The organism is Nonomuraea sp. NPDC049378, from assembly GCF_055586745.1.
Genome location: NZ_JBVJHP010000002.1, coordinates 546,456 through 572,164 on the forward strand (window position 1 = coordinate 546,456; position 25,709 = coordinate 572,164).

The following is a 25,709-nucleotide window of genomic DNA, read 5'->3' on the forward strand; positions in this document are numbered from 1 at the left end:
TCGGGCGGCCTCAACTGTCGCCGCCCCTGTGCCTGCGACCAGCGAAAGCGCGCTCGTCCTCGTCGTCGCCTTCGTCGGCCGCCCAGAAATCGGCAGATCCCGGCTGCGGGCGTTCCCAGAACCCGCTGTCCTCCATGGCCTTGGGCGACGGCGGAAGGTAGTCGTCCCAGCGTTCTTCGATACGGACGGCGGGCGGGGTGATGGAGGCCGAGCCCTCGGGCACGTCCGTCACGGCCGAACTGGGCAGGGCGATCCGCATGGGAGCTTGACGGCTGCCTTCCGCGTCGCGAACTCCCCGAACGTCGTCCACCTCGATCTGGACGGATATCTCCTTACGCGCCGGATCGGATCGGGGGAACGCGGCGGCCCGCTCTCCGGGCGTGTCCCGAGGTCGTTCCGGCTTCGCCGGCTGCTGGTGCTCTGCGGGCTGCTCGGTCCGGGAATGATCGGGTATGCGCGTCTTCGCCACGGCCAGGATCACCGTGGGCCGCCGCCGGAGCGGCGTCGCGGCAGGCTGGATGCGGTCATCGCTCTCCGCGGCCTGCGTACCGCCTCCGGCGAAAGCGGGGCCGGCCCGCGTGGCCGCGGTCACCTGCGCGGGCGTGGCTCCGGCCCCATCACCGGCGAGCGCCCGCCGCCGCGCCCACGCGCCCGCGTGCGCGCCGAGCAGCAACAGCAGGAGGCCGGCCGCCACGTAGAAGCCGTACTGTCCGATGTTCCCCAGCGGGGACTCGCTCGACTGCGCCCTCACGCCGCCGGTCGTCACGGGTGCGGTGTCCGTGCCGTCCCTGGCGCCGGACGGGACAAGCCCGCCCGACTCGTCGTCGGCCGTCGGGATGGGCAGGTTGCCGTCAGCGTCGGTGTCGGGAATGTCGGGCAGCTTGGAGGTCGTCGGGTTACGGGTCGTCGGCTCGTCCGCCGGCAGTGGCTGCCTCTTGGCGGGCAGGGTCGGCAGCGCGTCGACGTTCTTGCCGTCTCGGCTCTTCGGCGTCCTTTTGGGGGTCTTTTTCGGCTTAGCTGTGGGTTTGGCGGAGAAAGCGAGGTAAGCGGAGGCCGACGGGTCTGACCCGATCGAGCCTCCTTCGCCGTCGCCCCTGAAGGCCTTGACGGTGAACCCCACCCGCTGCCCTTCCGCCTTGGCGGGCACCGCGAGCGCCGCTCTGCACGAGGTGCCCGCGCACGCACCATCGGCGGGCAGCCTCCCGACGATGCCCGTCAGCGTGTTGGAGACCTCGTAGGACTGCAGATCAGGCTCGGAGCCCCTGGTCCAGGTGACGAGAACCTTGTCGGCGCCCTGCCTCGCCACGTTCACGTTGCCCGGAGTCTCGGCCGGCCGTCGCAGCTTGAACGTGCTGATGGCGTACTCCCTTCCGGTGAGCTCTCCCTTGAGAGTCACGGTGAAGGGACCGTTGGGAGCGTCCCCGGCGTCGAACGTCCCGGAGAGCGTCTGGTTGGCGCCGCCTCCGGCGACCTTCTGACGGGGGGTGGCCGGACCTTCGACGTACAGGCCCATGTTGAGCTGGATCATTCCCGTGCGGGCGGAAACGGTGACGGACGAGCCCGAGACCACCTGACCGTCGGCGGGCGAGGTGATCTGCCCGGACGTGTCGGCCTGCTTCGACGTGTCGGCTCGTCCGGTCACGGAGACGGCCCGCGCGGACCCGCCCAGCGCGACTGACAGCACCACGATCGCTCCTGCGGCCACCACTTTGCCGACTACCGTCACGACGCTTCCCTCCATCGAGAGCCTCGCGTCGCTCGACCGCCCACGGAGCGTTCGCGCGACGACCGGAAGTGCAGTCCGCCCGGCCGATACGGTCACCGACCGCCCCCGGACCGCACCCTAGCGACTTCGTCAGAGCGGTCACAGGCTCTCTGTCGCATATGGCATGAACCGAGGGTAAGCGGGACCTTACGGTAAATACCCAGCTCTTGGACACCGCGTCTAAGGAGTCGTAACTGGATTGCGACATAGCCCCGCAAGCCCCATCCATCACATTGGGGGCGCCAACCATTTGCCGTCCACACATTCTTGTGTCAAATAACAAAAACCACGACGCATCACCGAGTCAGAACACCTCGGTCGCAGCAATCCAGCAGAGGGTCACAGGCGTGCGATGGGCTGGCAGCGACGCCGGCGGTCTAGTGATCGTCGGCCGTGGTCACCGTCGCCGGGCCCGCACGGGATCTGCCGGTCACGGTGCGGGTGCCGGCGATCGGCAGGGAGATCGACAACGAGGTCCAGACGTCGGCGATCGCGTCACGGATCTCGCAGCGGGCGAGTTTGACGCCGTTCCGGGCAGCGAGGGTCGCGGCCCGCAGGCAGGCACCCTCCGGGTCGGCCAACGCCATTTCAGCCGCCGCCAGCGCGCTGAGATCGGCGGCACTGCTGACGCGGTGGCCGGCCACGCGTACGGAGCCCACCGTGGCGAACGCCGTGGCGACGGCCATCAGGAGACCCATGAGGGCGACACCCCACAGCGTGGCGGAGCCGCGTTCCTTGTCGCGCTTGATCTTTCCTCCTCGGGCGATCGCCGGTCTCACGCCTGCATGCTCAGGGGACTGACAGGTGTGGTTCGGTGTCGGCCGTGGCCGTGGCGGACACCTGGACGGCGGGCAGCGACCCGCCCCATGCCGGGCGCACCTCGACGGTGATCTGCACCTTGGTCAGATCGATGTCACGGGACACGGCTATCCGCGCGTCGGCACGGGTGGCCGACCGGGCACGATCGCGGACCTGGCTCAGTGGTTCGCCTCTGGCGGCGGCCCGGGCGGCCGCGCGGGCAGCGTCCACACATTCGAGCTGGGCGCCGACGGCTTGGATGGCCCACAGCGCGGCGGCCAGGACGACCATGAGCGCGGGCAGCATCGCGGCGGTCTCGGCCGTGACCGAGCCCCGCGATGCCGACCGTCTCCCGCCCACGGAGCTCCGCCCGGAGCGGCGGATCATTTGCCGGTCGTCTTGAGTGCCCGGTCGATGAGGGAGGTCAGCATCTCCTGCACTTCTGAACTGCTCACGACCTTGAACAGGAGCGCGGCGAAGGCGCAGGCCGCGATGGTGCCCACCGCGTATTCGGCCGTGGACATTCCTCGTTCGCGGTTGGCCAGCGCGTGGTGAAGCCATCTGTTGGATCGCCACCGCGGGCGCGCTCCGGCGGCTTCCCTGACGGAGGGAGCCGGCGAGTTGCCTGGTGCGGTGTCGGCGGGCCTCGGCTGGGGGTCCGAGGGGGCACGGACGAGCGTCGGCGAGGTGCTCGGGTCAGGACTGACGGGCGCCGGTGCGTCGCCGCGCGCAGTGCCCGAGAACGCGGACACTGGCAGGTCCCCCGGCAGCGCACGGGCAGAGGGCGACGAGTCGCCAAAGGTGGCGTGGGAGCGGCCCGACACGGCAGAGGCAGAGCTCGACGGGTTGGCGGGTGGGAAGGAGGTCGACATTGGCGGGGCGGTCGTCGCGGTGCCGGCTGTGCGGCCGGTAGAAGGGGTGTGGCCGGTGGCGGGGGTGCTGCGGGCCGAGTGGGCTCCCGGCGGGGTGTGGGGGCGTGGTGCGGTCGCTGCCGGCGTGAGGGTGGAACCATGCATCGGGCCTCCAGGTGAGTCAGAGCCGGGGTCTTGTCCGGCGGGAGTCCAAGGGTCGCCGAAGGGCTCTGCGGCCAGTGGACCGAGCGGGGTTCTGTGGACAAGGGCCACTTCATAGAGGTGGACCTGTGGATAACCGGTCCTGACGAGGGTCCCGTAGGTGGGAGGTGCCCGACCGCGTTGAAGAACGACGCCCGTGCCCCTGTCCTGCTCCGCAGGGTCCGATTCCTCCCCCCCGCCTGAACTGAAGGCGGGGGTTTCCTCGGATGTATCCGATGAGCGATTCCAGGCACACAGCTCGACACGTGACAGTTTCCGGCGCCGAACGGAGGACCACCCAGCGGCACCTTGACTGGGAAGGATGCTCCAACGTCCGCGATCTTGGCGGCATCCCGGTGGCCCTTGGCGGCGTGATCAGGCCAGGCGCGATCGTTCGTTCGGACAACCCCGAGAGCTCAGCACGGCCCGGTTGCCCTCGTTGTTCGCCGCCTTGGGGATGGACGACCAGACGGAGGAGAACGGAACATCATGGTCAGGAAGCGCACCACCGCCCGAGACGCCATGATCAGCGCGCTGGAAGGCGTCGACGTCGAGGCTCGCCTTCGGGCGGCCGGCCTCGGCGACGACGGAAGTCACCGCACTGCGCTATCGGCTCGTCCAGCCAGCGTGAACACCAACCGCCTCTGGTCGGGAACCCGGACAACCCACACATGAACGTCGGAGCCCGTACGGGGCGGTGTGACACGGCACGCGCTCGCTGGGCGAGTCACACCGCCAGTCACACCACGAGCTCCTGGTGGGTTCATGAAGACGGGCGGGTGTCATCGCGTGGACCTGGTGAGTCTGTCTCACCAGCCATCCGAGGTGAACGGCAGGCTCGCGCGGGCATGGCGAACGTGGCGGGGGCTCGCATATGCCGGGAGAGTCACGTCAAGGAAGGATGATCGTCGAAGCGAGCCCGGCTATCACCGGGACGATCCCGAGCAGGACGAACGCCGGCAGGAAGCAGAGACCCAGCGGCGCCACGGCCTTGACGCCGACCTGCCTGGCCGAGGCGACGGATCCGGCTCTGGCGGCCTCTCGGGCGTCGTCGGCCAGGCGGGTCAGGACATCGGCCACCGGCGCACCGCTTTGAGCCGCCCGGCCCATCGCCCGGCAGAGCCCGCCCATCGCGGGATCCCCGGCGAGGGCAGCCCACGTGCTTTCCGGGTCGGCGCCCAGGCGCAGCCGGCTGCTCACCCAGCCCAGCCGCCGGCCGAGAGGGCCGCCGATCGTACGGCCTGCGATCTCGGTGGCCGCGCTCACCGGGCGGCCGGCGAGCAGGCACGCGGTCATCAGGTCGGCGGCGAAAGGCAGGTCGGCGGCCATTCGCTCGCGGTCCTGCCGCGCCTGCTGCGGCTCCTGCCTGTGCAGGAAGACCGCGACCGCGGCGCTGGTCAGCAGGCCGGCGATGATTCCGGTCGCTCCGAGTCCGAGCAGGAGGGTGGCCATCAGCCCCGCGCAGGTGGCGGTGACGGCGGTCTTGCGGGTCATCCGTTTCGGGGGATCGTGGGAGGGGTCGAGCCAGGCCGGCGCGTCTTCGGCCTGGCTGCCGGGAAGTTCACCGGGAGGGCGTAGCCGGGCCAGGCGCCCGGCCGGGGTCATCGGGGAGAGCCACAACCACGCGGCCAGGCCGGCGGACAGGGCGGACAGCAGCGGAAACATCGGTGAGATCCGTTCGGTCGTGTACGGGCGAGGATGACGTCAGGACTCAGCCCGAGGTCTGCCCACGAGCACACCCGGACCCAGCACGGGCGACCCGAGAGCACAGCGGGGCCCAGCCCGGGGATGCTCGTGAGGACACCGGGCTCAGCTCTGCGCTCGAGCGGCCATGCGGTTGGTCCACCACAGGCCGCAGGCGTCGAGTGCTACCCCCGCCACCAGGCACATCAGGCCCGGCAGGCTGCCGAGCAGGAAGGTGAGAGGGCCCATGCCGAGGGCCGCCGCCATGAGGAGACCCAGGGCCGGGAGCGCGGCCAGCATCTTCGCCGTCGTGCGAGGCCCGGCCAGTTGCGCGGCGACGTCCTGGCGATGGGCCCGCGCCGCGCGTAACGTGCTCGCCGCCCGGTCGACCAGGGCGGACAGGCCGGCGCCCACCGTGACGCCGACCTCCCAGCAGGCGGCAAGCCGGCGCAGGCCCTCGCCTCCTTGCGGCGGGGCCGCGGCGATCAGTGCCGCGGGGACGTCGCCACCGTCTCGCGCCGCGGCCGCGACCGGGCGCAGGGTCTCCGGGTCGGGGAAGTCGACCGATGCCAGGGCCCTGGTCAGGGCCTCTCCGGGGGTGCGGCCTGCGGACAGCTCTGCCGACAGCGCCTGGCACAGCTCGATGGACGCGCTGCGCCAGGCGTCGGCGCGCCGGGCCGGGTGAGTGCGGGTCAGCAGCCGGCCGAGCGAGCGCCACCGAGGCCCGGCCGGGCCTCCGGTCAGCCTGCTCAGTCGGGTCGTGGCGAGGTCCGGGCCGGTCCACATCCACACGGCGCACGCCGTGCACACGGCGGCGACGATCAGCGCGCTGCTCATGTCAGAACCCTCCGGGCCAGGGCGTCGTGGCCGGGGCCGACGTCGGTGTGGCCTTCGGCGTCGAAGGTCAGGGCGGGGATCGACTCGACGAGGCCGGTCGGGGTCCTGGTGAGCAGGCAGATCTCGGCGATGCGCCGGCGTCCGTCGGGGCGGTCGCGGGTCAGGTGGACGACCGCGTCGAGCGCGGCCGCCAGCTGGCTGTGCACGGCGTCCCTGCTCAGGCCCGCCGCACAGCCCAGCGCCTCAAGCCGCGGAGGTACGTCGGCCGCGGTGTTGGCGTGCAGCGTGCCGCAGCCGCCCTCGTGCCCGGTGTTCAACGCCGCCAGCAGATCCACCACCTCCGATCCGCGCACTTCACCGACGACCAGGCGGTCAGGACGCATCCGCAGCGCCTGGCGTACGAGATCGCGCAGGCCCACACCGCCCGCGCCCTCCAGGTTGGCCGGGCGGGTTTCCAGGCGAACCACGTGCGGGTGGACCGGGCGCAGCTCGGCGGAGTCCTCCACCAGCAGGAGGCGCTCGCCGGGGTCGGCCAGGGAGAGCAGGGCCGACAGGAGCGTGGTCTTGCCGGTGCCCGTGCCGCCGGTCACGAGGAAGGCGAGCCTGGCGGTCACCATGGCGGACAGCACGGGGATCGCGGGTGGGGTGATGGTGCCGGCTGCGACGAGGTCGGACAGGGTGAACGTGCGCCGGGGTGGCAGGCGTAGCGAGATGCAGGTGCCGCCGGACGCCACGGGCGGGAGCACCGCGTGGAGGCGCACGCCGCCCGCGAGCCGGGCGTCGACGTGGGGGCAGGCGTCGTCGAGGCGTCTCCCGGCGGCGGCCGCCAGGCGCTGGGCCAGCCTGCGTACGGCGCCGTCGTCGGAGAAGGTGACCGACGTGCGTCGCAGGCCGCCGCCCTCGTCGATCCACACCTCACGCGGGCCGTTGACCAGGACGTCGGTCACCTCGGATCGGGCCAGGAGCGGCTCCAGCGGGCCCGCGCCCATCAGGTCGGCGCAGAGGGCTCTGGCCACGGCGAGGATCTCAGCGTCGCCGTAGACGGCCTTCTCCGCTCTGAGCGCAACCGCCACCTGGGCGGCGCTGGGCTCGGCCCCCGTGCGGGCCAGGCGTACGCGAACCGCCTCCACCAGCTCGGGCGAGACCAGGGGCGTCATGCCGGGAGGAGGTCGCGCAGCAGCGAGGAGCACAGGGCGCCGAGCACGGTGCGGGGCCCCAGCCCGGGCAGCTCGCCCCGGTTGAGTGTGGCGGTGAGGCGCGGCTGGTCAGACAGGCTGCCGGCGGCGGGGATGCCGAGGGATCCGGTGGCCATGTCGTCGTCCAGAACTCCCGGGCGCAGGACGGCTCGCAGATCCGAGGTGTGCTTGCGGGCCTCGCCCAGCACCTGGGCCGCGGAGAGGACGCCGCGCACGTCGGCCGTGGCCACGAGCAGTGTGGTCTTCGCCCTGGTGAGGGCCTCGATCGCGGCAGGGTCGAGGTGGCGGGGAAGGTCGGCGACGATCAGGTCGAAGCCGCGCCTGCCCGCCTCCAGGACCGAGCGCATGGCCTGGGCCGGGATCGCCGCCACCTCGCCTCTGTGAAAGGAGAGGACCGCCAGGTCGCCGAACGACGGCAGCGCGGCCTGCAGCGCGCTGGAGCTGATGCGGCCTTCCCTGGCCACGAGGTCTCCCCAGCGTGCGCCCGGCGCCTCCTCGTGGCCGAGCAGCGCGTCGATGCCGCCGCCGAGCGGATCGGCGTCGACCAGCAGCGTGCGGAGGTGGTCGCCCGAGGCGCGCAGGGCCAGGCAGGCAGAAAGCACGCTCGCGCCCGCTCCGCCGCGCCCGCCGATCACGCAGATCAACGCCCCGGAACGGGGGTCGGGCTCCATGGCGTCGGCCAGCCGCTCCACCAGATGGCGCTCGTCGTTCGGGAGGGCCACGACGGACTGGGCGCCCACGGCGACGCATTTTCGCCAGGTGTCGGAGTCGTCCGGGTCTCGCGTCACGAGCAGGATCTGGTCTCGGGCCGGGAGTGAGGCCGCGGCCGCCGCGTCGGCCTGGTCGGCGCCCACCGCGATCAGCGGCGCGAGGTTCCAGTAGGGGCGGGCGTGGGCGGGGACGTGGGCCACGTCGAGCTGGGCGCCGGCCGCGGCCGCGATGCGGACCAGGTCGTCGAGCAGGGCGTGGTCTTCGGTGATGACCAGGGGACGGTGCATCGGGGGCCTCCTGCGTGGGTGGGAGGCTCACCTTGCTGGAGGCGGCGCGGGCGCCGGCCGGGCGAACGCGATTCTGTGGATAGAGGCGTCACAGGCCCCTGAGCCTGTGGACGGAGGTGGGAAAAAGGGCGACCCCCGCCGGGGGGGAGAGCGGGGGTCGCCTGATCGGTCCGGCTCCGGGGGGGTAGAGCCGGTCCCGTTTCAGAAGAAAGCTTTCATCACTTCACCAGCACCTGGCAAGGCACTCGCAAACGCATGGCACGCACGGTCTCCCCAGTTTCTGGTGATACCACCGTATGCTGCCCGATCGACTCGAGTTTCGTCGAGGAGCAATCCTGCATTTTCGCCAAGTTTTTTCGCTGCGACATAACGATCACATAAAGACAATCACGCTCCGTGATCATCACGACTCGGTAACCGGATCGGCGCAGGACTCCCGCGACGCGCCCATCGCCGCGTAAAGGTCTTGGTCCGAGGGGTTCCCATCAGGGCACATCCGTCGTAGAAAGGGGTTACGGACCACTTGTCCGGGTGCATCAGCCGGGTACCCACGCGCGACCAGCCGCGGGAGGCGCGTCGTGACGGGCTTGACCCGCTCCGACGGATACAGGTGCACGCTTGGTAACCCGGTGTGATGCACCGGCGGCGGCGTCTCTTGACCGAGACGCCGTCAGCTATGTCGGATTCGCCCCAAAGCTTCTCCCCAGCGTCTCCGCGCGAACCCGTCAGCCTCTCTGCATGGCCTCGCAGATGGCCGTGGTCTCGCGCGCTCCGAGGGTTACCGCGGCGGCACATTGTTGTACCCACCGGCTCACACCCTCCGGCGTGCCGCTCAGGTACGCCCGCAGCCCTTCCGCGTACGGCAGCTCCAGCCGCCCCACCTCGACGGCCACCAAAGACTTGGGGTCGAGCCCGAATTCGACCAGCGTCAGCCGTTCGGCCGCACGTGCCACCACCCCGTCGGCCGTGCCGAAGGGCCGCAGCACGGCGAGCTCCGCGTGGATCACGGCGGCCAGCACGATCGCGGGCGCGCTCGTGGGCCGTTCGAGCAGGCCGAGCAGGGCCTCCATGCGGGTCGCCGTCTCGCCGGCGTCCGGCGCCGCGCCCAGACCCAGGGGGTCGGGGACCGTGTCGAAGGTGCGCGGCCGGCCGAGAGCGGCCTCCGGCGCGAGGCCGGCGGCCGCCACGGTGTGCAGCCGTGCCAGCACCTGCCGGGGCGCCTTCCGCCAGGTCGGGCCCATGCGGCCCAGCTCCGCGGACGCGCGCAGCGCCCCCTGGACGAGCGGGTCGCGCACCTCGTCACGGCGCAGGGCGTCGAGGGACACGTCCACGCCTTCGAGCGCGGCCGACGCGCGCGCCCCGCGCAGCGACGACTCCGCGGACACGGCGGGGCTCGTCCGGCGCAGTACGCGGTGACGATAGAGCCGGTCGACGGCCTTGCGGGCCTCGTCGATCGCCTCGGAAACGCCGGGGAACCGCGCGATGACGGTCAGGGGGTCACTCACGGAACCCGACCCTACCTGCGGGTAATGCGCGCCCCGCCACCGCGGCACGGTGACCGAGCGTGCTCGCGACCGGACGGCACGACGACCGCAAGGAGAGAAAGCCCCGGCAGCAGCACGACTCCAGGGGACCCATAAACCCCCGAACCACCCCCCACCGCACCTGAGCAATCGCTCCGGAGCGTATTCTTCGGATTTCAGGATGACAACGTTTCAATTGCGTTTGTCATGCAAGTGGGTAAGTGCGAACGCCCATGGAACCGGACGGTACAGACCTGTCTAGACCTCTTGTGTACGGAGGTCGTGAGCTGGTGAAGTGGGACACGACCTATCCAATCTGGCCATAGAAGGAGCACGAGGTGGCCCCGGAGACCCCTGGTAACGAAACCCAGGCGCTGTCCAACCTGCTGCAGGAGAACCGCCGGTTCGCACCTCCGGCCGACCTGGCGGCGGCCGCGAACGTGACCGCCGCCGCATATGACGAGGCCGCCGCCGACCGCCTCGCCTTCTGGGAGGGCACAGCCGAGCGGCTGACCTGGGCCAAGAGGTGGGACAAGACACTCGAGTGGAACGCGCCGTTCGCCAAGTGGTTCGTCGGCGGCGAGCTCAATGTGGCCTACAACTGCGTCGACCGGCACGTCGAAGAGGGGCGCGGCGACAGGGTCGCCTACCACTGGGAGGGTGAGCCCGAGGGCGACACCCGCACACTCACCTACAACGATCTGAAGGCCGAGGTCAGCAAGGCCGCCAACGCCCTCCGCGAGCTCGGAGTGAGCAGGGGCGACCGGGTGGCCGTCTACATGCCGATGATCCCCGAGCTGCCGATCGCGATGCTGGCCTGCGCCCGCATCGGGGCCGTGCACTCGGTCGTGTTCGGCGGATTCTCGGCCAGCGCGCTCAAGAGCCGCATCGACGACGCGGACGCCAAGCTCGTGATCACCGCCGACGGCGGCTACCGCCGCGGCAAGCCGAGCGCGCTCAAGCCGATCGTGGACGAGGCCGTCGCCGAGTGCCCGCAGGTCGAGAACGTCCTCGTCGTACGCCGCACGGGCCAGGACGTCGCCGTATCCGACAAGGACCTGTGGTGGCACGACGTGGTCGACCGCCAGAGCGACCAGCACACCGCCGAGCCCCACGGCGCCGAGGACCCGCTGTACATCCTCTACACCAGCGGCACCACGGGCAGGCCCAAGGGCATCCTGCACACCTCGGGCGGCTATCTCGCGCAGACCGCCTGGACGCACCACGCGGTCTTCGACCTCAAGCCCGAGACCGACATCTACTGGTGCACGGCCGACATCGGCTGGGTGACCGGCCACTCCTACATCGTGTACGGCCCCCTCGCCAACGGCGCGACCAGCGTCATCTACGAGGGCACCCCCGACACCCCGCACCGCGGCCGGCTCTGGGAGATCGTGCAGAAGTACAAGATCACGATCCTCTACACGGCGCCCACGGCGATCCGGACGTTCATGAAGTGGGGCGACGACATCCCCGCCAAGTACGACATGTCCAGCCTGCGCGTCCTGGGCTCCGTCGGCGAGCCGATCAACCCCGAGGCGTACGTCTGGTACCGCGAGAACATCGGCCGCGACCGCTGCCCCGTCGTGGACACCTGGTGGCAGACGGAGACCGGCGCCATCATGATCAGCCCGCTGCCGGGCGTGACCTCGGCCAAGCCGGGCGCCGCGATGCGCCCGCTGCCGGGCGTGGTCGCCGACGTGGTCGACGACCAGGGCACCAGCGTCCCCAACGGGGGCGGCGGCTTCCTGGTGGTGCGCGAGCCGTGGCCGGCGATGCTGCGGACCATCTGGGGCGACGACCAGCGCTACATCGACACCTACTGGAGCCGGTTCGAGGGAATGTACTTCCCCGGCGACGGCGCCAAGAAGGACGCGGACGGCGACCTGTGGCTGCTCGGCCGCGTGGACGACGTCATGCTGGTCTCCGGCCACAACATCTCCACCACCGAGGTGGAGAGCGCCCTGGTCAGCCACCCGAAGGTGGCCGAGGCGGCCGTGGTCGGCGCGACCGACCCGGTGACCGGCCAGGCCATCGTGTCGTTCGTGATCCTGCGCGGCGCCGCGGAGGAGAACGACGACATCGCCGCCGAGCTGCGCAACCACGTGGCCAAGACGCTCGGCCCGATCGCCAAGCCGCGCCAGATCCTGGTCGTCCCCGAGCTGCCCAAGACGCGGTCCGGCAAGATCATGCGCCGCCTCCTGCGCGACGTCGCCGAGAACCGCAGCATCGGCGACGTCACCACGCTGGCCGACAGCACGGTGATGGACCTGATCTCGGAGAAGCTCCCGTCCGCGAAGTCCGAGGACTGAGGTAGAAGCAGGGGCGCATGTTTCCGTGACGGAAGCATGCGCCCTCTGCGTACGCCCAAGCGGCACAAGCGTTATCTTGGCTGATCGGGTAGTTCTGGGAGTGATGGCGAGGCTCGCCCCCAGCGCGTCGCTGGATGATGTTTGACACGGCCACCAGGCCTCGATAGGAGACGTTCATGCCGCAGACTCCCGAGGAAGAATCCCTGGGCTCGCTGATCGCCCGGGCGAGCGATCACATCTCCGAACTCGTCCGTTCAGAGATCAAGCTGGCCAAGGCCGAGTTCAGGTTCGACGCCAAGCGGGTCGGCATGGCGGGTGGCATGTTCGCCGCCGCCGCCTTCATGGCTCATCTGTGCCTGATCCTCGCCTCGTTCACGATCGCCTACGTGCTGGCGCAGTGGATGCCTCAGTGGGCGGCCTTCCTCATCGTGACCGTGTTCTACCTGCTGGTCGCGGGTCTGCTGGTGTTCATCGGGATCCGCCGGCTCAAGGGCCTGGCCGGGATGAAGCGCACCACCAGGTCGATCAAGGGCCTGAGGGAGATCGCCACCCCGGAGGACCAGGCGCTGCCCGAGCTCAGGCCTGATCGCGAGCCGGTGGCGCGTGATGGCGCCTGACGAGTCGGTCGTCCAGATCGAGGGGCCATGGACGCACCGCTCGGTGCACGCGGGCGGCACCCGGTTCCACGTCGTGGAGGCGGGGCACGGGCCTCTGGTGATGCTGCTGCACGGGTTCCCGCAGTTCTGGTGGACGTGGCGCCACCAGCTCGAAGCGCTGCCCGCCGCCGGCTATCGGGCGGTCGCGGTCGACCTGCGCGGCTACGGCGGCAGCGACAAACCGCCGCGCGGCTACGACCTGCCGACGCTGGCGGCCGACGCGACGGGGCTGATCCGGGCGCTCGGCGAGTCCGGGGCGATCGTGGTGGGGCACGACTGGGGCGGGTTGCTGGCCTGGACGATGGCCGTGCTGGAGCCGAAGTGCGTACGCCGGCTCGTCACCGTGGCGGCCCCGCATCCGCTGCGGCTGCGCGGCGCACTGGCGACCGACCCGTTCGGCCAGCTCAAGGCGAGCATCCAGGCCCTCGGCTTCCAGCTGCCGCTGCTGCCGGAGCACCTGCTCACCCGCCGCGACGGGAGGCGCGTCGGCCGCTACCTCGACGAGTGGTCGCGCCCCGGCTGGCCGGAGCCCGAGGCAGCGCGCACCTACCGGGAGGCGTTCCGCATCCCCACCGTGGCGCACTGCGCGCTGGAATACCACCGCTGGTTCGGCCGCTCCCAGCTCCGCCCTGACGGCCGGCGCTACGCCAGGGTCATGCGCACCGAGATCCAGGCGCCCACGCTGCAGGTGCACGGGGCGCTCGACCCGCGGGTGCTCCCGCGTACGGCGCAGGGTTCGAGCCGTCACGTGGCGGCCCCCTACCGGTGGCGGCTGCTCGAAGGTGCGGGGCACTTCCCCCACGAGGAGATTCCCGACGTGTTCAACCAGGAGCTGCTCGGCTGGCTGGCCGACCCGGAGCCCGACCGATGAGAGACCGTGACCCCGAGGGCCGGCCGCGCAGCGCCAGGCCGCGCGACGCGTACGGCAGGCCGCTTCCCCATGGCTCGCCCGGCATGCCCAGGGTGCCCGACGACTACGCGCCCACCACCGAGCAGGCGCTGGCGGACGGCCGCCGTTTCCTGCGCGACGGCCTGCCGTTCAACGCCCACGAGGTGTTCGAGGGCCGCTGGAAGTGCGCGCCGGAGGACGAGCGCGAGCTGTGGCAGGGGCTCGCGCAGATCTGCGTCGGGCTCACGCATCTGCAGCGCGGCAACGGGCGCGGCGCGCTGACCCTGCTCAGCCGCGGCGCCGCCAAGGCGCAGTCGTACGGCGGCGCGTACGACGCGGTCGGCAAGGCCGCCTCCGGCCTGAGCCAGGACAGCGACCCCGGCGAGGCCATCGCCCTGATCCTGGCCAAGCTGCCGGGCTGAGGGTCAGTCGCACTCCTGTGTGCTGTCCGGAGTGGTGTCGTTGCGGCCTCTGGCGGCGTCGGGGGCGACCTCTTCGGCCGTCAGGACGTAGCCCGTCTCCTCTTCGTTGATCGCGGCGGCGAAGATCACGCCGTAGACGCGCCCCTCGGGCGTGAGCAGCGGCCCGCCGGAGTTGCCCGGCAGCACCTGGCCGCGGATCGCGTAGACCTTGCGCGTGACCGTGTCCTCGCGGTAGATGTCGGGGCCCTCGGCGTCGAGCTGGCCGCCGATCCTGGCCGACACGGCGGTGAAGCCCTGGCCCTTGGGGAAGCCGGCCACGATCGCGTCGTCGCCGCGCCCGCCGTCGCCGTCGAAGGCGAGCTGCGGCAGGTTGAGCCCGGGGACGTAGAGGATGGCGATGTCGCGCCGCGGGTTGTAGCGCACCACCGTGGCCTTGTGGCGCGTGTTGGTCGAGTCGACGATCTGCAGGTCGCGGGTCACGCCGGCGACCACGTGGGCGTTGGTCATGATCCGGCCGGGCGCGTAGACGAAGCCGGTGCCCTCGATGTGCTTGTTGCAGCTCTGCGCGTTGCCCTGCACCTTGACGATCGACCTGCGTGCCCTTTCGAGGCCTTTGCCGCCCTTCAGCACGCTCTGGTCGGGCGGCGGCACGTCGATGATCGTGCCGGCGCCGATGGCGTCGAAGACGGGCGGGAACTCCGAGCGGTCGATGAACTTCTTGAACGGCGCCTGCCAGTTACGCGCGGCCTGCGGGATCGCGTCGTCGACGGTGGTCAGCAGCGCGGAGTTCTTCACCTGGTCGACCAGCGGGGTGAACGCCGTGGAGACGATCAGCGACCCGATCAGCCAGGCGATGACCAGCACGGACAGGGCGCTGGCGAACGTGCCTCCGACGGCGTCGGCCACCCTGGCGGGCTCCCACGTGACGTGGCTGCGCACGACGGCGCCGAGCGTCGAGGAGGCGAACTGGCCGACGGTGGCGGCCAGGAAGACGATCACGATGGCGAGCAGCGCCTGCGGCGTGTCACCGTCGACGACGGCCTTGGAGACGGGAGGCGCGATGAAGACGCCCAGCACGGCCCCGCCCACGAACCCCACGAAGCTCATCGCTCCGATGATGAACCCCTGCCGGTATCCCGAGATGCCGAAGGCGATCACGAGGCCGATCAGTATGAGGTCAAGCAGATCACCGCGCACGCTTCAAAGGTAGCCAGCGAGACGGTCAAGTGTGAACGTGTTCCGCCAGGACGGTGTCACCCTGCTGACTATCTTGGGCGCTATGCCGCCGGCCGAGGTAACAGTGCGCGATCTCATCGAGGCAGCTCTGCACGACACCGATCCGGACGGCCCGCTGCGCTGGCATGTTATCTCCATCCTGCGCCAGCGGAGCGATCTCGAGTCGTTCGTCGAGGCACGCCGGTTGTGCGCCGGAGACACGGTCGCCGAGCGGCTGCTGGGTGTGGACATCATGGGCATGTTGCAGCCGTTCGTGGACCGGACGCTGCCGGTGCTGCGCTACCTGGCCGCCAGCGAGGACGACGCCATGGTGCTCTATTCGGTGCTGATCGCGTTCGGCCACCTGGCCGACCCGCGCTCGCTGCCGTCCGTGATCGACCTGGCCGGCCACGGCGACGCCAGAGTGAGGTACGGGGCCGCGTACGCGCTGCAGCACGTGCTCGGCGAACCGCCCGACCGCGCGGGGCTGGAGACGCTGCGCGCGCTGGCCGCCGACAGCGACGCCGACGTGGCCGGCTGGGCCTCGCTCGGCGTGGCCCTGCGCACGGCTCCCTGAGGAGCGGCTAGTCGCGGGCCGCCAGCGGCGGCAGGTCCTCCACCTGGGCAGGGTCCCACGGCCGGTCGAGCCCCGCCTCGCGCAGCACGGAGTCGAGCACCATCGCGGTGAACCCCCACACCAGCATCCCGCGCACCCGGAACGCCGGCCCGAGCATGCCCTGGGGGTGCCGCAGGGAGATGCGGTTGACGGGATCGACCAGCTCGGCGATGGGCACCCGCTCGACGGAGTCGACCTCGTCGGGTGAGGCGGCGTGCACCGCGGACGGCTCGCGCCACCAGGCGATCACGGGCGTGACCCGGTTGTCGCTGAAGCTCAGGTAGAGCTCGGGCATCGTGCCCAGCACGTGGACGCCGGCGGGGTCGACGCCGGTCTCCTCCTCGGCCTCGCGCAGCGCCGCCTCGACGGGACCGGCGTCCTCGGGGTCGACGCCGCCGCCGGGGAACGCGGGCTGGCCAGGGTGCCTGCGCCCGCGGTTGCTGCGCTGGATGAGCAGCACGTCGGGCCCGAGCGGCCCGTCGCCGAACAACATGAGCACCGCCGCCTCCCTCCCGCCTGTCACTGGTGGTCGCAGAGCTTGGGGCACTCGGGCCCGCTGTGCCTGCGCTGCCAGGGTGTCGAGCCAGTCGGGCACTTGTGTCACGCATCCTCCAACACGCCGTGGCGTCGATCACTTCCCCTGTTCAGGAGAAGGGGCCGTTCCTGACAAGCTTCGCCGCCTCGGCGGTGGCCGTGGGACCGGTGCCGTACGAGGGGCAGAGGGCGGCCAGCGGGCAGACGCCGCACGCGGGGCGCCGGGCGTGGCAGATGCGGCGGCCGTGCCAGATCACCCGGTGGGAGAAGATCGTCCACTCGCGCTTGGGCAGCAGCTCGCCCACGATGTGCTCGATCTTGACCGGGTCGGTCTCGTCGGTCCAGCCGAAGCGGCGCACCAGCCGCTGGAAGTGGGTGTCGACGGTGAGCCCTGGCACGTCGAACGCGTTGCCCAGCACCACGTTGGCCGTCTTGCGGCCCACGCCGGGCAGCTTGACCAGGTCCTTCAGCCGGCCAGGCACCTCGCCGCCGTGGCGCTCGCAGATCGCCTGCGCCATGCCGATGATGCTGTTGGTCTTGGCGCGGAAGAAGCCGGTCGAGCGGATGATCTCTTCCATCTCGGACCGGTCGGCGGCGGCGTAGTCGGCCACCGACGGATATTTCGCGAACAGGATGGGAGTGACCATGTTGACCCGCTTGTCCGTGCACTGCGCGGACAGGATGGTCGCCACCAGCAGCTCAAGGGGGTTGGTGAAGTCGAGCTCGCAATGAGCATCAGGATAGGTCTCCGCGAGGATGCGGTTCATCTTGCGCGCCCGCCGCACTCGTGCGAGCTGGGTCTCCGGCTTGCGCCCCGCCGCGTTCGTGGCCATGCCGCAAGAGTAGAAGCTCTGGCAAACGGTTGAACCCGCGATGGGCGCAGCGGGTGGCCTCCTGTGGGGCACCCAGAGGTGCGTCGGGTAACTTTCCTCCCGGAATCCGGTAAACCCGATCAACACGGGCACGCCCGGAACACCCCGGCATTCCCATAACCTGTGTGTGCCGCCCGAAGTGGGGTGAGTCACAATGGCAGCAGAGGAGGCAGTGTGAACACCGAAGATGTGCTGGGCAAGGCCCCCCTGTTCGCCGCGCTGGACCGCGAGAGCGCCGCGGCGCTGCGCACCAGCATCACCGAGGTCCAGTTGCCCAAAGGACAGACGCTCTTCCACGAGAACGAGACGGGCGACCGCCTCTACGTCGTGCTCGACGGCAAGATCAAACTTTCCCGCACGTCGCCGGACGGGCGGGAAAACCTGCTCAGCGTGCTGGGGCCGAGCGAGATGTTCGGTGAGCTGTCGTTGTTCGACCCGAGGCCGCGCACGGCCACGGCGACCGCGCTGACCGAGGTGCGCCTGGCCGGGCTCGGCCACGACGACCTGCGGCCCTGGCTGACCGGCCGGCCCGAGGTGGCCCTGCACCTGCTGCGCGCGCTCGCCCAGCGGCTGCGCCGCACCAACGACGTGCTGGCCGACCTGGTGTTCACCGACGTGCCCGGACGAGTGGCCAAGCAGCTGCTCGACCTGGCCGAGCGGTTCGGCATCAAGACCGACGACGGCGTCCGGGTGCACCACGACCTGACCCAGGAAGAGCTGGCCCAGCTCGTCGGCGCCTCCCGCGAGACGGTCAACAAGGCGCTGGCCGACTTCGCCCAGCGCGGCTGGCTGCGCATCGAGGCCAAAGCCGTGGTCATCCTCGACATCGACCGGCTCTACAACCGCTCCAGATAGCCGCGGGCCCGCCGGTCAGGAGGCGTCGAGATAGTCCAGCTGGGCCAGCACCGACATCTCCGCCGCCGGCCAGAGCGACCGGTCGACGTCGGCGTACACGATCTTGACGATCTGGCGTGCCGTGCGCGCGCCCTGCTCGCGCGCCGCCCTGATCTGGTCGAGCCGCTCGCGCCGGTGCGCGATATAGCCGTCGAGCGCCCCGATCGGGTCGGGCAGCACAGGCCCGTGGCCCGGCAGCAGCGCCCGCGCCTCCATGCTCTCCGCCGCCGCCCTCAGCCGGTCGAGGCTGCGGAGATAGTCGGCCAGGCCGCCGTCGCGGGCGATGATCGTGGTGCCTCTGCCGAGCACCGTGTCGCCGGTCAGCATCGCCCTGTCCGCGGGCAGCCAGAAGCACAGCGAGTCGAACGAGTGGCCAGGCGTTCCGTACACGTGGAGCTCCAGCCCTGCCACGGTCACCACGTCGCCGTCGGCGAGGCCCTCGTCGCCCAGCCGGTGGCGCGGGTCGAGAGCCCGCACGGGAGCGTTCACCATCCGGGCGAAGCGCCTGGCGCCGCCGCTGTGGTCGAAGTGGCCGTGGGTGAGCAGGATCTCGGTGACGCGGCGCTCGCCGAGATGGTCGCGTACGCGCTGAAGGTGTGACTCGTCCTCGGGCCCCGGATCGACGACCAGCACCTCCTCGCCCGCGCCGATCACCCACGTGTTGGTGCCGTCGAGCGTCATGGCGGAGGGGTTGGGGGCGAGCAGGTTCTCGGCGTGCTCCGTACGGGATCCGTCGGGCGTGCCGATCGGGATGCGCAGACCGCTCACGGAGCCACCACCAGCCGCATCTCGCCCTCGATCTCGACCGCCCTGGGCATGATGCGCACGATCTCCCTGGGCGTCGCCAGGACGTCGCCCACGCTGCCGCAGGCCGCCAGCTCGGTGAGCGTCCGGTGCGTGGGCGGCATGAGGAAGATCTTCCCCTGGCGCGCCAGCTCGACCGCCTCGGCCGGGCGCTGCCACACGACCTGGTCGGCCTCCCCGCCCACGTCACGGGTGCGCTGCCCGTCGGGCAGCACGGCGGCGAAGAAGCGCGTGTCGAAGCGCTTGCGCTCGATCTCCGGCGTGATCCAGTGCGCCCACGGCTTGAGCAGGTCGGAGCGGAGCACCAAGCCGCGCCGGGCGAGGAAGTCGGCGAAGGCCAGGCTCCTGTCGATGAGGGCGAGCCGGTCGGCCTCCCAGTCGTCGCCGGTCGTGTCGGCGACCACGGAGCCGGGCCCGGGCCCGGCCAGCAGCACGCCCGACTCCTCGAACGTCTCGCGTACGGCCGCGCACACCAGCGCCCGCGCCAGCCGCTCGCTCGCCTTGAACACCGCGCCCCACTCCGCGGGGGACGGCCCGGCCCAGGCGACCGCCTGGTCGGCGTCGCGCTCGTCCACGGAGCCGCCGGGGAAGACGTACGCGCCCGCCGCGAAGGCCATCGTGGACTTGCGCCGGAGCAGGTAGACCTCGGGGCCCTCGCGCAGCAACACCACGGTGGCGGCGTCCCGCGCGGGCACCGGCTCCACCCGTCCGGCGAGAACGTCCCGCGCCCGCGCGGCGAGCTCGGCTGGAAGCGGAATTCCGGTCACCTGACCTCCTTAGAACATCACTCGGTCATGGTGACATATCCCGATTCAGGCTACTTCGGCGATCAGCTCCACTTCCACGGGCGCGTCCAGCGGGAGCACGGCCATACCCACCGCGCTGCGGGCGTGCTTGCCCTGCTCCCCGAAGACCTCGGCGAGCAGATCGCTGGCGCCGTTGGCCACCTGCGCCTGCTCGGTGAAGCCGGGTGCACTGGCCACGAACACCACGACCTTGACGATCCGCCGCACCCTGGACAGCTCGCCCAGCTCGCCCTTGAGCGCCGCGACGGCGTTGAGCGCGCAGATGCGGGCCTGCGCCCGGCCCTCGTCGGTGCCCAGGTCGACGCCGAGCTTGCCGGTCTGGTGCAGCCTGCCCTCCAGCATCGGCACCTGGCCCGAGGTGTAGACCAGGTCGCCGGTGCGTACGGTGGCGACGTAGGAGCCCACGGGCGCGACGGGCGGCGGCAACGTCAGGCCCAGCTCTTCGATCTTCTGCTCAGGCGTCACTGCTTCTCCCGCTTGAAGTAGGCGACGAGCTGCTCGGGCGTGGCGCCCTGCAGGATCTGCACCAGCTCCCAGCCGTCGGCGCCGAAGTTGTCGAGGATCATCTTGGTGTTGTGGATCAACACCGGGGCTGTGAGATATTCCCATTTCTTCATGGCTGTCAGCGTCTCACAAGAACCGCTGACACCACCTTCCACCGACGCGGCGCCAGTGTGAGCAATCTCAAAGGGTGGTCGTCGGCTTTCGACAAGTGACCGTTCGGTAGCCTCGAATCGTGGACTCTCCGGACACGGACTGGGCCGGCGTGCGGCTGCACGTGGTCACCGGCAAGGGCGGCACCGGCAAGACGACCGTGGCCGCCGCTCTCGCTCTGGCTCTCGCCTCCGGCGGCCGAAAGGTGCTGCTCGTGGAGGTGGAGGGCCGGCAGGGCATCGCGCAGATCTTCGACCTGCCGCCGCTGCCGTACGAAGAGCGCAAGATCGCGGTGGCGCCCTCGGGCGGCGACGTCTTCGCGCTGTCCATCGACCCGGAAGCGGCCATGCTCGAATACATGGAGATGTTCTACGGGATGCGCAGCGCGGGCCGGGCGCTGACCAAGATGGGCATCGTCGACTTCGCCACCACCGTGGCACCGGGTTTCCGCGACGTCCTCGTCACCGGCAAGACGACCGAGGCCGTACGCCGGCGGGGCAGGAACGGCCGCCGGATCTACGACGCCGTCGTCCTGGACGCTCCACCGACCGGCCGCATCGCGCGGTTTCTCAACGTCACCCAGGAGGTGGCGGGCCTGGCCAAGGTCGGGCCCATCAAGAACCACTCCGAGCTGGTCAACAACGTGGTGAAATCCCCCGAGACCGCCGTGCACTTCGTCACGCTGCTGGAGGAGATGCCGGTCCAGGAGACGCTCGACGGCGTCGCCGAGCTCCGCGCCGCCGGCCTGCCCCCCGGCGGCATCTTCGTCAACATGGTCCGCGAGTCGCTGCTGCCGCAGGCCGCCCTTGACACGGCTGTCAAGGGCCGTTTCGACGCCGGTGAGCTCGTGCTGGGGCTCAAGGCCGCGGGCGTGGCCGACGGCGCCGAGGCCACGGCGATGGCCGAGGCGCTCGCCGAGGAGCTCGTCGAACACGCCCACCGCACCGAGCTGGAGAAGGCCGAGCGCGAGTCGCTGGCCGAGGCGGGCCTGAAAAGCTACGAACTGCCGCTGCTGGCCGACGGCGTCGACCTGGCCGGCCTGTACGAACTCGCGGAGAGCATGCGCACCCAGGGAGCAGCGTGAAGAAGCCCGCCACCCTCGACATCGACGCGATCCTCGACGACCAGGGCACCCGGATCATCGTCTGCTGCGGAGCCGGCGGCGTGGGCAAGACCACGACCGCGGCTGCGCTAGGGCTGCGCGCCGCGGAGCGCGGCAGGTGCGTGGTCGTGCTGACCGTCGACCCCGCCAGGCGCCTCGCCCAGTCGATGGGGCTGACCGAGCTGGACAACACGCCGCGCCTCGTCAGCTCCCCCGAGGGCGGCGGCCAGCTGTTCGCCATGATGCTCGACATGAAGCGCACGTTCGACGAGATCATCGAGGCGCACGCCGATCCCGAGCGGGCCCGGCAGATCCTGTCGAACCCCTTCTACCAGTCCCTTTCGTCCAGCTTCTCCGGCACCCAGGAATACATGGCCATGGAGAAACTGGGCCAGCTCCGCCGCTCCGACGAGTGGGACCTGATCATCGTGGACACCCCGCCCTCGCGGAACGCGCTCGACTTCCTCGACGCTCCCGAGCGCCTCGGGCGCTTCCTCGACGGCAGGTTCATCAGGCTGCTGACGGCTCCGGCCAAGGCCGGGGGGCGCAGCGCGTTCCGGCTGCTCAACGCCGGGTTCGGGTTGATGGCGGGCGCGATGACCAAGCTGCTCGGCGCTCAGGTGATCAAGGATCTGCAGACGTTCGTGTCCGCGCTCGACGCCGTGTTCGGCGGGTTCAGGCAGCGGGCCGAGATGACGTACCAGCTGCTGCAGGCCCCGGGCACGGCCTTCCTCGTGGTGGCCGCGCCCGAGCGCGACGCGATGCGCGAGGCGTCCTATTTCGTCGAGCGCCTGGCCGAGGAGCGCATGCCCCTGGCCGGCCTCGTGGTCAACCGCGTGCACGTGTCGCCCGCCCCAGCGCTCTCAGCCGCCCGCAGCGCGGCGGCCGCGGAAGACCTGGAGTCGAGGGGCGAGCATGAGCTGACCGCCGCCGTGCTGCGGCTGCACGCCGGCCGGATGCAGCTCACCGCCCGCGAGAGCCGCGAGCAGGAGCACTTCGCCTCGGCCCACCCCACGGTGCCCGTGGTGCAGGTCCGCGCCATGTCCGAGGACGTTCACGATCTCACAGGTCTGCGACAGATCGGTGACCTGCTGGCGACCGCCTGACAAAGAGAAAGTACGGCCGACGGACGGCGCCGGCCGTACTCGCTCGTGGGCCTGATCAGCCCGCGATCAGCTCGTTGGTTCGTTCGTACTCTTCCTTGGCCGACTCGAGCAGGTCTCGCCACGAGTCGACGTCAGGACGCCGACGAAGCAGTGCACGCCGTTCTCGTTCTGTCATGCCGCCCCACACCCCGAACTCGATGCGGTTGTCCAGCGCATCGGCGAGGCACTCGGTGCGGACCGGGCAACCCCGGCAGATGAGCTTCGCCCTGTTCTGCGCGGCGCCCTGCACGAACAGGGCATCCGGATCCGCACCCTTACAGGCGGCACGGGAGGTCCAATCCGTGATCCACATTTTTCGACCCCACTCCCCTTAGGTGGTCAGTCGTCATTTGGGGCCGACGGGCGCGGGCGCCGAGCCTCCGTATTCAGTTGCCGCAGGGAGAACGTACGCAACGAGACGTTCGGGCCGACAGACCCCAGAGGACCAATTTCTCGGGCCTGATCTTGACCGGGAATGACTAGTCACCCCCATCAGTCAAGGCGAAATGGTGTCGCGCTACCGGTTCGGTCACCGTTTCGACGTACGCTAGGTAGCGTGCAAGCTCGCGGCAAAGATCGCTCCAACCCCGTCCTCAACATCCTGCGACTGATCATCGCCGGATCGGCGGCCGGGGTGCTCGCGGCCGCCGTGGCGCTGCCGGCGGTCGGCGGAGCCGGGATGTCCACGAAGAGCGCCGTCGAAGGGCTCAACCTCAAGCCGGAAAACCTCGATGAGCCTCCTCTGCCCGAGCGGACCGAGCTGCTCGATGCCAACGGCAAGAAGATCGCCTGGTTCTACTTCGAAAACCGTCAGTCCGTGCCCCTCGACAAGGTCGCGCCGATCATGCGGACGGCGCTCATCTCGATCGAGGACTTCCGTTTCTACCAGCACGGACCGATCGATGTGGAGGGAACGGCCAGAGCGCTGATGAAGAATTTCACCAGCGGCGGCGTGACGCAGGGCGGCTCGTCCATCACCCAGCAGTACGTCAAGCAGGTGCTGGTCAACAAGGCGGAGACGCCGGAGGAATACCAGGCGGCCATCGCGCCCACCATCTCCCGCAAGCTGACCGAGCTGCGTTACGCGATGGCGATCGAGAAGAAGTACACCAAGGACCAGATTCTCGAGAAATATCTGAACATCGCCTACTTCGGCGCCGGCGCCCACGGCATCCAGGCCGCGGCCAAACGCTTCTTCGACAAGCCCGCTTCCGAGCTCGACCTCGCCGAGGCCGCCACGCTGGCCGGCGCCGTGCAGAACCCCGCGCGCACTGACCCCAACGTCGACTCCGACTCCCGCAAACGGCTGCTGGAACGGCGCAACGTCGTGCTCGACCGGATGGCCCAGATCGGCAAGATCACGCCGAAGGACGCCGCCGAGGCCAAGAAGGAGAAACTGGGCTACAAGGACATCAAGATGTCCGGCGGCTGCGAGTCCAGCAAGTTCCCGTACTTCTGCCTCTACGTCCAGTACGAGATCCTCAACAACGAAGACTTCGGCAAGAACCAGGACGAGCGCCGCAAGCTGCTCCAGCGCGGCGGCATGAAGATCAAGACCACGATCGACCCCAAGATGCAGGCCGCCGCCGAGAAGGCCATCAAGAAGTACGTCAGCACCAAGGACAAGCCGGTCGCCTCGCAGGCCATGATCGTGCCCGGCACCGGCGAGATCAAGGCCATGGCCGCCTCCCGCAAGTTCGGCGGCAGCAAGAAGAAGAACGAGATGAGCTACAACATCGTGGCCGACGCGGCGCACGGTGGCGGGCGCGGCTTCCAGCAGGGCTCGACGGCGAAGGTCTACACGCTGGCCGCCGCCCTGGAAGAGGGCATGAAGTACAGCGACGGCTTCCCCTCCCCCTCCGGCTACAAGGCCGGCAGCTACAGCTCGTTCAAGAACTGCGAAGGCAAGAACGTCGGCGACCCGAGCCACACCGTGCGCAACTCCAGCGAGGGCGGCGGCGGCTTCAAGACCCTGCAGACCGGCACGTGGGGGTCGGTCAACACCTTCTTCGTCAAGCTGTCGCAGGAGGTCGGCCTCTGCAAGGTCGTCAAAATGGCCAAGCGCCTCGGGGTCAAGCGGGCCGACGGCCAGAAACTCTCCGAGGTGGAGACGTTCACGCTGGGGGTCAACGAGGTCGACCCCGTCACGATCGCCAACTCGTACGCGGTGTTCGCGGCCCGCGGAAAATACTGCAAGCCGCTGGCCATCACCGAGATCACGGACCGTAACGGCGCGACGAAGCAGTACAAACCGAAGTGCTCCCAGGCGCTGGACGAAGAGGTCGCCGACGCGGTCAACGGCATCCTGGAGGGCGTCTTCACCAAGGGCACGATGAGCGGCGTGGGCGGCATCGGCAGGGACGCGGCCGGCAAGACCGGCACGACCGACAACTACATGTCGGCATGGTTCGCCGGTTACACGCCCAACCTGGCCTCCGCGGTCAGCCTCGGCGACCCGCGCGGCACCTCGGCACACAAGCTGATCGGCATCAGGATCGGCGGCACTTACTACCCGTACGTGTACGGGTCCTCCATCTCCGGGCGCATCTGGAAGGACTCGATGCTCTCGGCTCTGAAAGGGGTCGAGCCGCGGCACTTCACGTCGGTCGACAAGTCGCGGTTCGGCGGGTGCACCGACAACTGCGCGCCCAAGCCCAAGAAGAAGCGCGACGACCGGCGAGGCGACAGGGGCCCGCTCGACATCTTCGACCCGGGCAACCGTGACTGGCCCGGTGACGGTGACCGGGCCCCCTGGGAGGGCCGTGGCGGCGACGGACGGCCCGGGGGCTGGCGCGACCGCGGCTGACCGGAGGCGGGTCTGCACGCGGTCGCTGCGGCCGATCTACACGAGCATCCCGCGCCGCAAAGGTGTTCAGCGCCCGTTATCCCTGATAGACGCTGGGCTTGCGTTGGAGCGCGCTCCAACTCCTAGCGTG

27 protein-coding genes and 1 pseudogene are annotated in these 25,709 nt (G+C 70.3%); 10 read left to right on the forward strand and 18 right to left on the reverse strand.

Annotated elements, in window-relative coordinates:
* Positions 1–10: 10 nt before the first annotated feature.
* From ACZ6SA_RS07550 to ACZ6SA_RS07565, 4 genes are all read right to left on the reverse strand, one after another.
* Positions 11–1,726 (reverse strand): hypothetical protein, encoded by a 1,716-nt coding sequence (locus ACZ6SA_RS07550; protein ID WP_465827064.1) that lies wholly within the window; start codon positions 1,724–1,726, stop codon positions 11–13.
* Positions 1,727–2,142: 416 nt separating this feature from the next.
* Complete coding sequence (locus ACZ6SA_RS07555; RefSeq protein WP_465827065.1) at positions 2,143–2,544, reverse strand: Rv3654c family TadE-like protein; 402 nt, start codon at positions 2,542–2,544, stop codon at positions 2,143–2,145.
* Positions 2,545–2,554: 10 nt separating this feature from the next.
* Entirely contained in the window at positions 2,555–2,923 is a 369-nt protein-coding gene (locus tag ACZ6SA_RS07560) for a TadE family type IV pilus minor pilin (protein ID WP_465827067.1), read from the reverse strand.
* A gap of 23 nt (positions 2,924–2,946) precedes the next feature.
* Positions 2,947–3,579 (reverse strand): DUF4244 domain-containing protein, encoded by a 633-nt coding sequence (locus ACZ6SA_RS07565; RefSeq protein ID WP_465827068.1) that lies wholly within the window; start codon positions 3,577–3,579, stop codon positions 2,947–2,949.
* 272 nt (positions 3,580–3,851) lie between these two features.
* On the opposite strand from ACZ6SA_RS07565, the pseudogene ACZ6SA_RS07570 reads away from it, so the two are divergent.
* A pseudogene (locus ACZ6SA_RS07570) lies at positions 3,852–3,980 on the forward strand (hypothetical protein); the annotation flags it as partial.
* Positions 3,981–3,990: 10 nt separating this feature from the next.
* Here ACZ6SA_RS07570 and ACZ6SA_RS07575 read toward each other — a convergent pair.
* The 6 genes from ACZ6SA_RS07575 to ACZ6SA_RS07600 all read right to left on the reverse strand — a co-directional run bounded on the left by ACZ6SA_RS07575 (position 3,991) and on the right by ACZ6SA_RS07600 (position 9,834).
* Positions 3,991–4,212 (reverse strand): hypothetical protein, encoded by a 222-nt coding sequence (locus tag ACZ6SA_RS07575; RefSeq protein ID WP_347650905.1) that lies wholly within the window; start codon positions 4,210–4,212, stop codon positions 3,991–3,993.
* 294 nt (positions 4,213–4,506) lie between these two features.
* On the reverse strand, positions 4,507–5,280 hold the full coding sequence (locus ACZ6SA_RS07580; protein ID WP_465827070.1) for a type II secretion system F family protein: 774 nt from the start codon (positions 5,278–5,280) through the stop codon (positions 4,507–4,509).
* A 144-nt stretch (positions 5,281–5,424) separates the two neighbouring features.
* Positions 5,425–6,135, reverse strand: coding sequence for a type II secretion system F family protein (locus ACZ6SA_RS07585; RefSeq protein WP_465827071.1), 711 nt, complete (start codon positions 6,133–6,135; stop codon positions 5,425–5,427).
* On the reverse strand, positions 6,132–7,292 hold the full coding sequence (locus tag ACZ6SA_RS07590; protein ID WP_443156816.1) for a TadA family conjugal transfer-associated ATPase: 1,161 nt from the start codon (positions 7,290–7,292) through the stop codon (positions 6,132–6,134). Before ACZ6SA_RS07590 ends, ACZ6SA_RS07585 begins: the two co-directional genes overlap by 4 nt.
* A complete protein-coding gene (ssd, locus tag ACZ6SA_RS07595; protein WP_465827073.1) occupies positions 7,289–8,329 on the reverse strand; it encodes a septum site-determining protein Ssd in 1,041 nt (346 codons plus the stop codon). The genes ACZ6SA_RS07590 and ssd overlap by 4 nt, the downstream gene beginning before the upstream one ends.
* Before the next feature lie 725 nt (positions 8,330–9,054).
* Entirely contained in the window at positions 9,055–9,834 is a 780-nt protein-coding gene (locus ACZ6SA_RS07600; RefSeq protein WP_465827074.1) for a Fic family protein, read from the reverse strand.
* Positions 9,835–10,190: 356 nt separating this feature from the next.
* Between ACZ6SA_RS07600 and acs the strand changes: the two genes are divergently transcribed.
* The 4 genes from acs (at position 10,191) to ACZ6SA_RS07620 (ending at position 14,131) form a co-directional block, all read left to right on the forward strand.
* Positions 10,191–12,164: an acetate--CoA ligase gene (acs, locus tag ACZ6SA_RS07605; protein ID WP_465827076.1), complete on the forward strand. Its 1,974-nt coding sequence runs from the start codon at positions 10,191–10,193 to the stop codon at positions 12,162–12,164.
* A 176-nt stretch (positions 12,165–12,340) separates the two neighbouring features.
* Entirely contained in the window at positions 12,341–12,781 is a 441-nt protein-coding gene (locus ACZ6SA_RS07610; RefSeq protein ID WP_347650898.1) for a phage holin family protein, read from the forward strand.
* A complete protein-coding gene (locus ACZ6SA_RS07615; RefSeq protein WP_465827077.1) occupies positions 12,771–13,691 on the forward strand; it encodes an alpha/beta fold hydrolase in 921 nt (306 codons plus the stop codon). Before ACZ6SA_RS07610 ends, ACZ6SA_RS07615 begins: the two co-directional genes overlap by 11 nt.
* Entirely contained in the window at positions 13,688–14,131 is a 444-nt protein-coding gene (locus ACZ6SA_RS07620) for a DUF309 domain-containing protein (protein ID WP_347650896.1), read from the forward strand. The genes ACZ6SA_RS07615 and ACZ6SA_RS07620 overlap by 4 nt, the downstream gene beginning before the upstream one ends.
* A gap of 3 nt (positions 14,132–14,134) precedes the next feature.
* Here ACZ6SA_RS07620 and ACZ6SA_RS07625 read toward each other — a convergent pair whose 3' ends face one another.
* A complete protein-coding gene (locus tag ACZ6SA_RS07625; protein ID WP_347650895.1) occupies positions 14,135–15,328 on the reverse strand; it encodes a MarP family serine protease in 1,194 nt (397 codons plus the stop codon).
* An 82-nt stretch (positions 15,329–15,410) separates the two neighbouring features.
* On the opposite strand from ACZ6SA_RS07625, the gene ACZ6SA_RS07630 reads away from it, so the two are divergent.
* The gene (locus ACZ6SA_RS07630; protein WP_347650894.1) at positions 15,411–15,923 is read left to right on the forward strand and encodes a HEAT repeat domain-containing protein; all 513 of its coding nucleotides are present in this window, start codon (positions 15,411–15,413) and stop codon (positions 15,921–15,923) included.
* Positions 15,924–15,930: 7 nt separating this feature from the next.
* Here the strand turns inward: ACZ6SA_RS07630 and ACZ6SA_RS07635 are convergent, their stop codons facing one another.
* The gene (locus tag ACZ6SA_RS07635) at positions 15,931–16,566 is read right to left on the reverse strand and encodes an NUDIX hydrolase (protein ID WP_443156812.1); all 636 of its coding nucleotides are present in this window, start codon (positions 16,564–16,566) and stop codon (positions 15,931–15,933) included.
* 40 nt (positions 16,567–16,606) lie between these two features.
* The gene (gene nth, locus ACZ6SA_RS07640; protein ID WP_347650891.1) at positions 16,607–17,329 is read right to left on the reverse strand and encodes an endonuclease III; all 723 of its coding nucleotides are present in this window, start codon (positions 17,327–17,329) and stop codon (positions 16,607–16,609) included.
* A gap of 213 nt (positions 17,330–17,542) precedes the next feature.
* On the opposite strand from nth, the gene ACZ6SA_RS07645 reads away from it, so the two are divergent.
* A complete protein-coding gene (locus tag ACZ6SA_RS07645) occupies positions 17,543–18,223 on the forward strand; it encodes a Crp/Fnr family transcriptional regulator (RefSeq protein ID WP_347617301.1) in 681 nt (226 codons plus the stop codon).
* Between the two features lie 15 nt (positions 18,224–18,238).
* On the opposite strand, the gene ACZ6SA_RS07650 is transcribed toward ACZ6SA_RS07645, so the two are convergent.
* From ACZ6SA_RS07650 to ACZ6SA_RS07665, 4 genes are read right to left on the reverse strand one after another with little or no spacing between them, the layout of a single operon-like run.
* A complete protein-coding gene (locus ACZ6SA_RS07650) occupies positions 18,239–19,030 on the reverse strand; it encodes an MBL fold metallo-hydrolase (protein ID WP_347650890.1) in 792 nt (263 codons plus the stop codon).
* Positions 19,027–19,824, reverse strand: a complete 798-nt coding sequence (locus tag ACZ6SA_RS07655) for an NUDIX hydrolase (RefSeq protein WP_347650893.1) — start codon at positions 19,822–19,824, stop codon at positions 19,027–19,029. The genes ACZ6SA_RS07650 and ACZ6SA_RS07655 overlap by 4 nt, the downstream gene beginning before the upstream one ends.
* 54 nt (positions 19,825–19,878) lie before the next feature.
* A complete protein-coding gene (locus ACZ6SA_RS07660) occupies positions 19,879–20,337 on the reverse strand; it encodes a RidA family protein (RefSeq protein ID WP_465827080.1) in 459 nt (152 codons plus the stop codon).
* Positions 20,334–20,489 (reverse strand): DUF4177 domain-containing protein, encoded by a 156-nt coding sequence (locus ACZ6SA_RS07665; protein ID WP_165959776.1) that lies wholly within the window; start codon positions 20,487–20,489, stop codon positions 20,334–20,336. The genes ACZ6SA_RS07660 and ACZ6SA_RS07665 overlap by 4 nt, the downstream gene beginning before the upstream one ends.
* 119 nt (positions 20,490–20,608) lie before the next feature.
* On the opposite strand from ACZ6SA_RS07665, the gene bagA reads away from it, so the two are divergent.
* Positions 20,609–21,610 (forward strand): ATPase BagA, encoded by a 1,002-nt coding sequence (bagA, locus tag ACZ6SA_RS07670; protein WP_347650888.1) that lies wholly within the window; start codon positions 20,609–20,611, stop codon positions 21,608–21,610.
* A complete protein-coding gene (bagB, locus tag ACZ6SA_RS07675; protein ID WP_132514715.1) occupies positions 21,607–22,734 on the forward strand; it encodes an ATPase BagB in 1,128 nt (375 codons plus the stop codon). The genes bagA and bagB overlap by 4 nt, the downstream gene beginning before the upstream one ends.
* A gap of 55 nt (positions 22,735–22,789) precedes the next feature.
* Here bagB and ACZ6SA_RS07680 read toward each other — a convergent pair whose 3' ends face one another.
* The gene (locus tag ACZ6SA_RS07680; protein ID WP_090771382.1) at positions 22,790–23,086 is read right to left on the reverse strand and encodes a WhiB family transcriptional regulator; all 297 of its coding nucleotides are present in this window, start codon (positions 23,084–23,086) and stop codon (positions 22,790–22,792) included.
* Between the two features lie 243 nt (positions 23,087–23,329).
* On the opposite strand from ACZ6SA_RS07680, the gene ACZ6SA_RS07685 reads away from it, so the two are divergent.
* Positions 23,330–25,579 (forward strand): transglycosylase domain-containing protein, encoded by a 2,250-nt coding sequence (locus ACZ6SA_RS07685; protein ID WP_347650887.1) that lies wholly within the window; start codon positions 23,330–23,332, stop codon positions 25,577–25,579.
* The last annotated feature ends 130 nt before the right edge of the window (positions 25,580–25,709 follow it).

What these genes read in the sequence shown, in the direction of transcription:
- ACZ6SA_RS07565 (WP_465827068.1), bottom strand. Translation starts at nt 3,579, where the DNA reads ATGCATGGTTCCACCCTCACGCCGGCAGCGACCGCACCACGCCCCCAC.
- ACZ6SA_RS07580 (WP_465827070.1), bottom strand. Translation starts at nt 5,280, where the DNA reads ATGTTTCCGCTGCTGTCCGCCCTGTCCGCCGGCCTGGCCGCGTGGTTG.
- ACZ6SA_RS07585 (WP_465827071.1), bottom strand. Translation starts at nt 6,135, where the DNA reads ATGAGCAGCGCGCTGATCGTCGCCGCCGTGTGCACGGCGTGCGCCGTG.
- ACZ6SA_RS07590 (WP_443156816.1), bottom strand. Translation starts at nt 7,292, where the DNA reads ATGACGCCCCTGGTCTCGCCCGAGCTGGTGGAGGCGGTTCGCGTACGC.
- ssd (WP_465827073.1), bottom strand. Translation starts at nt 8,329, where the DNA reads ATGCACCGTCCCCTGGTCATCACCGAAGACCACGCCCTGCTCGACGAC.
- ACZ6SA_RS07610 (WP_347650898.1), top strand. Translation starts at nt 12,341, where the DNA reads ATGCCGCAGACTCCCGAGGAAGAATCCCTGGGCTCGCTGATCGCCCGG.
- ACZ6SA_RS07615 (WP_465827077.1), top strand. Translation starts at nt 12,771, where the DNA reads ATGGCGCCTGACGAGTCGGTCGTCCAGATCGAGGGGCCATGGACGCAC.
- ACZ6SA_RS07620 (WP_347650896.1), top strand. Translation starts at nt 13,688, where the DNA reads ATGAGAGACCGTGACCCCGAGGGCCGGCCGCGCAGCGCCAGGCCGCGC.
- ACZ6SA_RS07630 (WP_347650894.1), top strand. Translation starts at nt 15,411, where the DNA reads ATGCCGCCGGCCGAGGTAACAGTGCGCGATCTCATCGAGGCAGCTCTG.
- nth (WP_347650891.1), bottom strand. Translation starts at nt 17,329, where the DNA reads ATGGCCACGAACGCGGCGGGGCGCAAGCCGGAGACCCAGCTCGCACGA.
- ACZ6SA_RS07665 (WP_165959776.1), bottom strand. Translation starts at nt 20,489, where the DNA reads ATGAAGAAATGGGAATATCTCACAGCCCCGGTGTTGATCCACAACACC.
- ACZ6SA_RS07680 (WP_090771382.1), bottom strand. Translation starts at nt 23,086, where the DNA reads ATGTGGATCACGGATTGGACCTCCCGTGCCGCCTGTAAGGGTGCGGAT.